The 8,862-nt window shown below is 71.2% G+C and carries 10 protein-coding genes; 5 read left to right on the top strand and 5 right to left on the bottom strand.

Annotated features, from left to right (window positions below; translation table 11 throughout):
• Positions 1–91 precede the first annotated feature (91 nt).
• The 3 genes from ACFW2Y_RS32835 to ychF form a co-directional block, all read right to left on the bottom strand.
• A complete protein-coding gene (locus tag ACFW2Y_RS32835; protein ID WP_384886465.1) occupies positions 92–445 on the bottom strand; it encodes a DUF5655 domain-containing protein in 354 nt (117 codons plus the stop codon).
• Positions 423–596: a hypothetical protein gene (locus ACFW2Y_RS32830; protein ID WP_384886462.1), complete on the bottom strand. Its 174-nt coding sequence runs from the start codon at positions 594–596 to the stop codon at positions 423–425. Before ACFW2Y_RS32830 ends, ACFW2Y_RS32835 begins: the two co-directional genes overlap by 23 nt.
• A gap of 336 nt (positions 597–932) precedes the next feature.
• Positions 933–2,021: a redox-regulated ATPase YchF gene (ychF, locus tag ACFW2Y_RS32825; protein ID WP_384886459.1), complete on the bottom strand. Its 1,089-nt coding sequence runs from the start codon at positions 2,019–2,021 to the stop codon at positions 933–935.
• Positions 2,022–2,183: 162 nt separating this feature from the next.
• Between ychF and ACFW2Y_RS32820 the strand changes: the two genes are divergently transcribed.
• The gene (locus ACFW2Y_RS32820) at positions 2,184–2,888 is read left to right on the top strand and encodes a DUF6542 domain-containing protein (RefSeq protein ID WP_384886456.1); all 705 of its coding nucleotides are present in this window, start codon (positions 2,184–2,186) and stop codon (positions 2,886–2,888) included.
• Between the two features lie 244 nt (positions 2,889–3,132).
• Here the strand turns inward: ACFW2Y_RS32820 and ppgK are convergent, their stop codons facing one another.
• The gene (gene ppgK / locus ACFW2Y_RS32815; RefSeq protein ID WP_384886453.1) at positions 3,133–3,876 is read right to left on the bottom strand and encodes a polyphosphate--glucose phosphotransferase; all 744 of its coding nucleotides are present in this window, start codon (positions 3,874–3,876) and stop codon (positions 3,133–3,135) included.
• Between the two features lie 30 nt (positions 3,877–3,906).
• Positions 3,907–4,950 (bottom strand): 4-hydroxy-3-methylbut-2-enyl diphosphate reductase, encoded by a 1,044-nt coding sequence (locus ACFW2Y_RS32810; protein ID WP_384886450.1) that lies wholly within the window; start codon positions 4,948–4,950, stop codon positions 3,907–3,909.
• 54 nt (positions 4,951–5,004) lie between these two features.
• Between ACFW2Y_RS32810 and ACFW2Y_RS32805 the strand changes: the two genes are divergently transcribed.
• From ACFW2Y_RS32805 to ACFW2Y_RS32790, 4 genes are all read left to right on the top strand, one after another.
• The gene (locus ACFW2Y_RS32805) at positions 5,005–6,357 is read left to right on the top strand and encodes an APC family permease (protein ID WP_384886447.1); all 1,353 of its coding nucleotides are present in this window, start codon (positions 5,005–5,007) and stop codon (positions 6,355–6,357) included.
• A gap of 129 nt (positions 6,358–6,486) precedes the next feature.
• Positions 6,487–7,704 carry an exodeoxyribonuclease VII large subunit gene (xseA, locus tag ACFW2Y_RS32800; protein WP_384886444.1) on the top strand — a complete coding sequence of 406 codons (1,218 nt, stop codon included), beginning with the start codon at positions 6,487–6,489 and terminating at the stop codon, positions 7,702–7,704.
• A 56-nt stretch (positions 7,705–7,760) separates the two neighbouring features.
• Positions 7,761–7,997 carry an exodeoxyribonuclease VII small subunit gene (locus tag ACFW2Y_RS32795; protein ID WP_384886441.1) on the top strand — a complete coding sequence of 79 codons (237 nt, stop codon included), beginning with the start codon at positions 7,761–7,763 and terminating at the stop codon, positions 7,995–7,997.
• A gap of 141 nt (positions 7,998–8,138) precedes the next feature.
• On the top strand, positions 8,139–8,729 hold the full coding sequence (locus ACFW2Y_RS32790) for a malonic semialdehyde reductase (protein ID WP_384886439.1): 591 nt from the start codon (positions 8,139–8,141) through the stop codon (positions 8,727–8,729).
• Positions 8,730–8,862: the final 133 nt, after the last annotated feature.

The following is an 8,862-nucleotide window of genomic DNA, read 5'->3' as shown; positions in this document are numbered from 1 at the left end:
GGATCGCCGGTTAGCCAAACCGGCGATCCCGCGCACCATTGATAGTCCACCGCCACGCCCTGCCCGCCCGTCGAAAGTCGTCTCCCGACGATCACAGAACAGCCGCGAAGCGCACACGCCCCGGAGGCCGGTGCGACCACGCCGCCGCGTAGCTCGCGCGGAACAGATCCTGTGCCCGCTCCACGTCCTTCGGCGTACGCAGCTGCACCTCCAGGTCACCCGTGCCGTAGTGACCGAGACCGGAGACATCCCGGGTGAAGCCCGGCACGAGGTCGATCTCCTTCGGGTCGACCTTCAGGTAGACCAGGAGCTTGCTGCGCTGCGGCGGGCACAGGCAGGCGAAGTTCCGCAGCCGCTGGTACGCCCGGTAGGTCTTGCGCTCGACGCGGTTCACGTCGTCCCCGAGCCCGAGCAGCACCTCGTCAACGGCGCTCGCCAGGTCCACACTCGTGGGCCAGGAACCGGACGCCCAGCAGCGCATCCATGTGCGCCTCGACGAGACCCTGCAGATCTGCCTCGACCTCAGCAAGACGCGGCATGACCTCGGTCATGCCGCTATTTGTCGTGTCCGTGCGGAACAGCTTCAGGCCCGACACCTCCCCTCTTCGACCGGGAGATCAACAACGTCGGGCACGTACGGATTTGTTTCCGCCAGAGCCCTGCGAGCCGTGAAGAAAGTGTGCATGTGAGTGCGTCGACCCTCTGGTGCACCTTCGCGCAAGGAGACCGCTTACGCGTCGACACGGATCCTTGCCACATCCCAGCACGAACCCAGCACGGTAGGGGTGAGGAGAGGTGACGACAGGTGACAAAGGGTCAGCCATCCCAGCACCATCCCAGCACGGGAATCCGAAAGGGGCCCGACCCCAAAGAGTCGGACCCCACCTGACCTGCAAGTTTGCCAGATCAGCAACGTGCTGGTAAGTCACCCACTAAACATTGAAGCGGAACTCCACCACGTCGCCGTCCTGCATGACGTACTCCTTGCCCTCCATGCGGGCCTTGCCGGCGGCGCGGGCCTCGGCGACCGAGCCGGTGGCGACGAGGTCGGCGAAGGAGATGACCTCGGCCTTGATGAAGCCCTTCTGGAAGTCGGTGTGGATGACACCGGCCGCCTCGGGGGCCGTCGCGCCCTGCTTGATCGTCCAGGCGCGGGACTCCTTCGGGCCCGCCGTGAGGTAGGTCTGGAGGCCCAGGGTGGCGAAGCCGACGCGGGCGAGGGTGGCGAGACCCGGCTCCTCGGCGCCGACGGACTGGAGCAGCTCCATGGCGTCCTCCTCGTCGAGCTCGGCGAGGTCCGCCTCCAGCTTGGCGTTGAGGAAGATGGCCTCGGCCGGGGCGACCAGCGCGCTCTGCTCGGCCTTGAAGTCCTCGTCCGTCAGCTCGTCCTCGTCGACGTTGAAGACGTAGAGGAACGGCTTGGTGGTGAGGAGGTGGAGGTCGTGGAGGAGCTCCGCCTTCTCCGAGCCCTGGACGATGCCCTGGGAGAAGAGGGTGTCGCCCTTCTCCAGGATCGCCTGGGCGGCCTCGACGGCGGCGACCTTGGGCGCCACGTCCTTCTTGATCCGGGACTCCTTCTGGAGGCGCGGCAGGACCTTCTCGATCGTCTGGAGGTCCGCGAGGATCAGCTCCGTGTTGATCGTCTCGATGTCGTCCTTCGGCGAGACCTTGCCGTCGACGTGGACGACGTTCTCGTCCTTGAAGGCACGGATGACCTGGCAGATCGCGTCCGACTCGCGGATGTTCGCCAGGAACTTGTTGCCCAGGCCCTCGCCCTCGCTGGCGCCGCGCACGATGCCCGCGATGTCGACGAAGTCGACCGTCGCCGGGAGGATGCGCTGGGAGCCGAAGATCTCCGCGAGCTTGGTCAGGCGGGGGTCGGGGACGCCGACGACTCCGACGTTGGGCTCGATCGTGGCGAACGGGTAGTTGGCCGCCAGCACGTCGTTCTTGGTCAGGGCGTTGAACAGGGTCGACTTGCCGACATTCGGCAGACCGACGATTCCGATCGTGAGCGACACGGTGGCGACTTCCTGAAGGTGTGGATGGTGGGCCGATCCCCCAGTTTACGGGCGGGGCGAACCGGCCAGGGACGCCGGCCTTCGGTCGATCTCGGGAGCAAGGTCACCCAAAGGGCGTGTCCCGGACCCCGTTCCCACCCCTCCGCGACCTACGTTGGTCCGGTGGAGCAGCACAGGACACGTCAGACGCGGGGGCGCCGCAGCCCGCAGGCCCCCGCCACGCCCCCCGGGGCGCTCGTGGAGGGCGCGGCCGTCTACCGCGTGACGGGCGGGGCCGGGCGGGCTCCCGGGCGCGCCCGTGTGGAGCGGGTCGGGGACGCCGGAGCGGGCGCCCCCGGTGGTTCGGCGGCCCGTGTCTCCGGGCGGCCCGTGCCGCCCGTCGTCCTCGCCCTGCGTCGGCTCCCCTCGCCGCGCCTCACCGGGCTCGGCGCCGGGCTCTTCGCCGCCTCGGCGATGCTGCTGCTCGGTCTCCTCGACCAATTGCTCCTGGACGGCTCCCCCGTCGCCTATGGGGTGCTGTTCCTGCCGGTCAGCGCCCTCACCGCGCTCTGGGTGCGGACCGCCGACCTGGTCACCGCCCCGATCTGCGTCCCCATCGCCTTCGCCGCCGGCGTCGTCCCCATCGCGGGGGGCACGGGCGGCTTCGGCGGACAAGCCATGGCCGTCGTGACGGCGCTGGCCGTGCACGCCGGATGGCTCTACGGCGGGACCCTCGTCGCCGGCCTCATCGCCAGCGTCCGCAAGGTGCGGGACATGGGCCGCCGCCAGCAGCGCGCGGCGGCCCGGACCGCTTCCGGGGCGGGATCCGCGGCTGGCGGCGGGCAGGGCGGACGGGCCTCCGCCTCCGGACGCCGCCCCGTCGCCTGAGCCCGCAGTCGCCTAAGGCTCTCCCGTCGCCTGAGCCCGCCACCGTACGAGCCGCCCCCGCCGTCCAAGCCCCGTCGCCTGCTCCCCCACCGCACGAGCCGCACCACCGTACGGGCCAGCAGGTGGTACGAGCCGACCGGCCGCACGACGGCGGGTGCGGGGCCCGGGGCCCGGGGCCCGGGGCAGCGGATCGTCCTGCGCGGGGCGCGGGGCGCGGGGTCCCGGATTCCGCGCCGTCCGTCCGTCAGGCCGCCCGCGCCGCCATGCCCGCCCCCACGATCCCGGCGTTGTTCTGGAGCTCCGCCGGGACGATCTCCGCGCGGATGCCCTCGATCAGCGGCAGGAACTTGTCCGCCTTGCGGCTCACCCCTCCGCCGATGATGAAGAGTTCCGGCGAGAAGAGCATCTCCACGTGCGCGAGGTACTTGTGCAGCCTTCGGGTCGCCCAGTGGTGCCAGCTGAGGTCCTCGTCCTCCTTGGCCTTGGTCGAGGCCCGGGTTTCGGCGTCGTGGCCCTTGAGCTCCAGGTGGCCCAGCTCCGTGTTGGGGACGAGCCTGCCGTCGACGAAGAGGGCCGAGCCGATGCCCGTGCCGAGGGTCAGCAGGATGACCGTGCCCTTGCGGCCCCGGCCCGCGCCGAAGGTCATCTCGGCGATCCCGGCCGCGTCGGCGTCGTTCAGGACGGTCACCGGGAGTCCGCCGAGGCGGTCGCCGAGCAGGGTGGCGGCGTCGACGCCGATCCAGGACTTGTCGACGTTGGCGGCCGTGCGGATGGTGGATCCGGTCACCACGCCGGGGAAGGTCACGCCCACCGGTCCCGTCCAGCCGAAGTGCTCCACGACCTCTGCGACGCAGCCCGCCACGCCGTCGGGCGTGGCGGGCTGCGGGGTCAGTACCTTGTGGCGCTCTTCGGCGAGTGCGCCGCGCTCCAGGTCCACGGGGGCGCCTTTGATGCCCGAGCCGCCGATGTCCACTCCGAAGACGTTCATGGACCCCACGGTAAGGGCTGGCGCGTCGCGTCACTCCTTGACGGGCGCGGTCGCCGCGAGCTTTTCGGCCTCGGCGCGCAGGTCCTTGTTGCGGAGCTCCTTGGGCAGCGAGAAGGTCAGGGACTCGTCCGCCGTCTTGACGATCTCCACGTCCGCGTAACCGCGCTCGGCGAGCCACTCCAGGACCTCCTGCACCAGGACGTCCGGGACGGAGGCTCCTGAGGAGAGACCGACGCTGGTCACGCCCTCCAACCAGGCCTCGTCGATCTCGCTGGCGAAGTCGACCAGGTACGCGGCGGGAACGCCGGCCTGCTTGGCGACCTCGACCATGCGGATCGAGTTGGAGGAGTTCTTCGAGCCGACGACGATCACCAGCTCGGCCTGCCCGGCGAGCTCCTTGATGGCGGTCTGACGGTTCTGCGTGGCGTAGCAGATGTCGTCGGAGGGCGGGGAGATCAGCTGGGGGAACTTCTCCTTCAGTGCGTCGACCGTCTCCATCGTCTCGTCGACCGAGAGCGTGGTCTGGGAGAGCCAGACGACCCGGGAGGGGTCGCGGACCTCGACCTTGGCCACGTCCTCCGGGCCGTCGACCAGCTGGATGTGGTCGGGGGCCTCGCCGGAGGTGCCGATGACCTCCTCGTGGCCCTCGTGGCCGATGAGGAGGATGTCGAAGTCCTCCTTGGCGAAGCGGACGGCTTCCTTGTGGACCTTGGTGACCAGCGGGCAGGTGGCGTCGATGGTGGCGAGCCGGCCCACGCGGGCTTCCTCGTGGACGGTCGGGGCGACGCCGTGCGCGGAGAACATCACGATGTTGCCCGGCGGCACCTCGGTCGCCTGGTCGACGAAGATCGCGCCCTTCCGCTCCAGGGTCTGGACCACGTACTTGTTGTGGACGATCTCGTGGCGCACGTAGATCGGCGCCCCGTACTGCTCCAGGGCCTTCTCCACGGCGATCACGGCACGGTCCACGCCCGCGCAGTAGCCGCGGGGAGCGGCGAGCAGGACACGCTTCGGGCGGTTCGTCGCGGGGGCGGACTCGGGCGTCGGCGCGGGCGTTGCAGTCATGCGTCCCATCGTAAGGCCGCGTCGGTGAGCGGTTTGGTCGGTGGCGTGGCCGAAACTGGCGCCATGAGCGAGGAGACGCAGGTGGCGGACCACGCGGGACTGCGTCGGAGTCTCGGATTCCGTGACCTCGTCGTCTACGGCCTGCTGTTCATCGCACCGATGGCTCCGGTCGGCGTCTTCGGCACGCTCGACGCGAAGTCGGGCGGGGCGGTCGCCCTCGTGTACCTCGTGGCGACCGTGGCCATGGCGTTCACCGCGTTCAGCTACGCGCAGATGGTGCGGGTCGCCCCGCAGGCGGGCTCCGTCTTCACGTACGCGCGCAAGGGCCTCGGCGAGGGGCCGGGGTTCGTCGCCGGGTGGATGGCGCTGCTCGACTACCTGTTGATTCCCGCCGTCGCCTATCTCTTCGCGGGCATCGCGATGGAGGCGCTCGTCCCGGAGGTGGACCGGTGGGTGTGGACCGGAATCGCCGTGGTCGTCACCACCCTGCTGAACCTCTGGGGCGTGCGGGCGGCGGCCCGGGTCGGCTTCGCGGTGCTGGCGATGGAGATCGCGGTCCTCCTCGTGTTCGTGGTGTCGGCGGTGGTGGTGCTGGTACGGGACGGGCCACGGCGCGACTGGTGGTCGCCGCTCACCGGGGACGGCGCGTTCTCGCTCGCGGCGGTGATCGGGGCGGTGTCGGTGGCCGTCCTGTCCTACCTGGGCTTCGACGCGATCGCCTCCTTCGCGGAGGAGGTCACGGGGGGCTCGCGGAAGGTGGCGGGGGCCGTGCTGTTCTGCCTGGCCCTCGCCGGCGTCCTCTTCGTGGCCCAGACCTGGCTGGTGGCGCTCCTCGAACCCGTCTCCTCGGCCGAGCTGGCCGCCGCCCCCGCCACGCAGGGCTCCGCCTTCTACGACGCCGTGGACGCGTCGGTCGGCGGGTGGCTGCACGACCTGGTGGCCGTGTCGAAGGCGATCGGCGCGGCCTTCGCGGCGCTCGCGGGACAGGCGGCGGGCGGGCGGCTGCTGTTCGCGATGGGGCGCGACCGGCGCCTTCCGCACCTGCTCGGCCGCACCGACGGGGGCGTCCCGCGGGTGGCGCTCCTCGTGTCGGCGGCGGTGACGACGGTCGCGGCGCTGTGGGCGGCGCGTCGGGACGACGGCCTCGACCAGTTGGTGTCCGTGGTCGACGTCGGTGCGCTGACCGCCTTCGTCCTGCTGCACGCGAGCGTGGTGGGCTGGTTCGCGGTGCGCCGGGCGGAGGGGCCGCCGCACCGGCTGAAGCACGTCGTCCTGCCGGTGACCGGTGCGGCGATCCTGGTCGCGGTGATCGTCGAGGCCTCGCCTGCGGCCCAGGTGGTGGGCGTGGTGTGGTTGGGGATCGGTCTCGTCGTGTTGGCCGTCCAGGGGGCGGCACGGCCGTCCGGGCACGGCTGAACGGGGCGGGCGCCCCGTTCGGGTCCGAGGCCTCCCCGCGCGCCCCCGGCCGCGCTGCGGACCTGCTTCCGGTCCTCCCGGCCGCCCTGCCCTCCTGACGTTGTCGTACCGCGCGGTTACGCTCGGTCCATGGGTTTGACTACGTCCGCCGAAGCACCGCTTCCCGTCGGTGAGGTCTCCCGCCTGATCGGGGGGTGGATCGATCGGCTCGGGGCGATCTGGGTGGAGGGGCAGATCACGCAGTTGTCCCGGCGGCCGGGCGCCGGGGTCGTCTTCCTGACGCTGCGGGACCCCTCCCATGACGTCTCCATCGGCGTCACCTGCTACCGCAAGGTCTTCGACGCGGTCGCGGACGTCGTCTCGGAGGGTGCCCGGGTCGTGGTGCACGCCAAACCGGAGTGGTACGCGCCGCGCGGGCAGCTGTCGCTGCGGGCGGTGGAGATCAAGCCGGTCGGGATCGGTGAGCTGCTCGCCCGGCTGGAGCAGCTGAAGCGGGGCCTGGCCTCCGAGGGGTTGTTCGCGCTCGACCGGAAGAAGCGGCTCCCGTTCCTGCCGCAGTGCATCGGCCTGATCTGCGGCCGGGCGTCGGCGGCCGAGCGGGACGTCCTGGAGAATGCGCGCCGGCGCTGGCCCGCCGTCCGCTTCGAGGTGCGGAACGTGGCGGTGCAGGGGGTGAAGGCGGTCCCCCAGGTCGTCGGGGCGCTCCAGGAGTTGGACGCGCACGGCGATGTGGACGTGATCATCGTCGCCCGGGGCGGCGGCAGCGTCGAGGACCTGCTGCCGTTCTCGGACGAGCAGCTCGTCCGGACGGTGGCCGGGTGCCGCACGCCGGTGGTTTCGGCGATCGGGCACGAGCCGGACTCGCCGCTGCTCGACCTGGTGGCCGATCTGCGTGCCTCGACGCCGACGGACGCGGCCAAGAAGGTCGTCCCGGACGTCGGCGAGGAGCTGGAGCGGGTGCGCGGATTGCGGGACCGGGCCCTGCGAACCGTGCAGGGGCTGCTGGACCGGGAGGAGCGCGGCCTCGCGCACGCGCTCGCACGGCCGGCCATGGAGCATCCGCAGCGGATGGTCGAGGTCCGCGAGGAGGAGCTGGTGGCGCTCCTCGCCCGGAGCCGCCGGGTCCTCGGGCACGTGCTGGACCGGGCGGACTCCGAGCTGTCGCACACGCGGGCGCGGGTCCGGGCGCTGTCGCCCGCCGCGACGATGGAGCGGGGGTACGCGGTGCTCCAGCGGGCGGACGGGACGGTGGTCCGCTCCCCCGGGGAGGTTGCGGCCGGCGAGGAGCTGCGGGCCCGGGTGGCCGAGGGCGAGTTCGCCGTGCGCCGCACGGACGACCCGGCCTGAGCGGTCCGGGGCGAGACGTCACGACAGGAAATCGGATGCGGAGGATGGAGCGGCTCATGGCAGCGGGTACGGGCACGGAAGAGGCGGCCCTCGGGTACGAGCAGGCGCGGGACGAGCTGATCGAGGTCGTGCGGCGCCTGGAGGCCGGGGGGACGACCCTGGAGGAGTCCCTGGCGCTCTGGGAGCGCGGCGAGGGGTTGGCGAAGGTGTGTCGGGAGCGTCTGGAGGGGGCGCGGGCCCGGCTCGATGCCGTGCTGGCGGCGGAGCAGGAGGGCGAGGACGGGGAGGGGTAGCGACCGGCGCTACACTTCCGAGTGAAACGGATCACTATCCGGATAGATTTGTTGAAGTTTCATCAATCAAGGGCGTACCGTCGAGTCATCGCTCGCACCTCTTGCGAGCGAGCCCCCCTTGCAGTCCGGAAGGTACGCAGCATGTCCCTCGCCCTTGACCCCGCAGCCCAGGACCTCCTCTTCCGCGAGGCCCGCACCGCCAACACGTTCACCGACGAGCCGGTGACCGACGAGCAGGTCCAGGCGATCTACGACCTGGTGAAGTACGGCCCGACCGCCTTCAACCAGACCCCGCTGCGCATCACCCTGGTCCGCTCCCCCGAGGCCCGCGAGCGCCTGGTGAAGCACATGGCCGAGGGCAACCAGGCCAAGACCTCCGCCGCCCCGCTGGTCGCGATCCTCTCCGCCGACAACGAGTTCCACGAGGAGCTCCCGGCCCTGCTCCCGCACTTCCCGCAGGCGAAGGACATGTTCTTCTCCGAGCGCCCGGTCCGCGAGGGCTCCGCGCTGCTGAACGCCGCCCTCCAGGCCGCGTACTTCATCGTGGGCGTCCGCGCCGCCGGCCTGGCCGCCGGCCCGATGACCGGCGTGGACTTCGCCGGCCTCCAGAAGGAGTTCCTGGACGCCGACCACACCCCGCTGATGGTCGTCAACATCGGCAAGCCGGGCCAGGACGCCTGGTTCCCGCGCTCCCCGCGCCTGTCCTACGACGAGGTCGTCACCACCGTCTGAGCCCGACGGCATGTGGGAGGGGCCCCGCACTCCTTGGAGATGCCGTTGGTTAATTCGGGGCCTGGCGTGACGTCGGCCTTCAAGACTCGGTTGTGGTCTTGAAGGCCGGCGTTGTCGTATGGGGTGGGTGCGG

Origin of the sequence: Streptomyces sp. NPDC058877, assembly GCF_042742855.1 — a bacterium.
Lineage (GTDB): Bacteria > Actinomycetota > Actinomycetes > Streptomycetales > Streptomycetaceae > Streptomyces.
Note: the sequence above shows the minus strand (reverse complement) of the source record. Positions and strands in the feature narration are given on the sequence as shown.

What these genes read in the sequence shown, in the direction of transcription:
- ACFW2Y_RS32795 (WP_384886441.1), top strand. Translation starts at nt 7,761, where the DNA reads ATGGCAGCGGGTACGGGCACGGAAGAGGCGGCCCTCGGGTACGAGCAG.
- xseA (WP_384886444.1), top strand. Translation starts at nt 6,487, where the DNA reads ATGGGTTTGACTACGTCCGCCGAAGCACCGCTTCCCGTCGGTGAGGTC.
- ACFW2Y_RS32805 (WP_384886447.1), top strand. Translation starts at nt 5,005, where the DNA reads ATGAGCGAGGAGACGCAGGTGGCGGACCACGCGGGACTGCGTCGGAGT.
- ACFW2Y_RS32810 (WP_384886450.1), bottom strand. Translation starts at nt 4,950, where the DNA reads ATGGGACGCATGACTGCAACGCCCGCGCCGACGCCCGAGTCCGCCCCC.
- ACFW2Y_RS32790 (WP_384886439.1), top strand. Translation starts at nt 8,139, where the DNA reads ATGTCCCTCGCCCTTGACCCCGCAGCCCAGGACCTCCTCTTCCGCGAG.
- ppgK (WP_384886453.1), bottom strand. Translation starts at nt 3,876, where the DNA reads ATGAACGTCTTCGGAGTGGACATCGGCGGCTCGGGCATCAAAGGCGCC.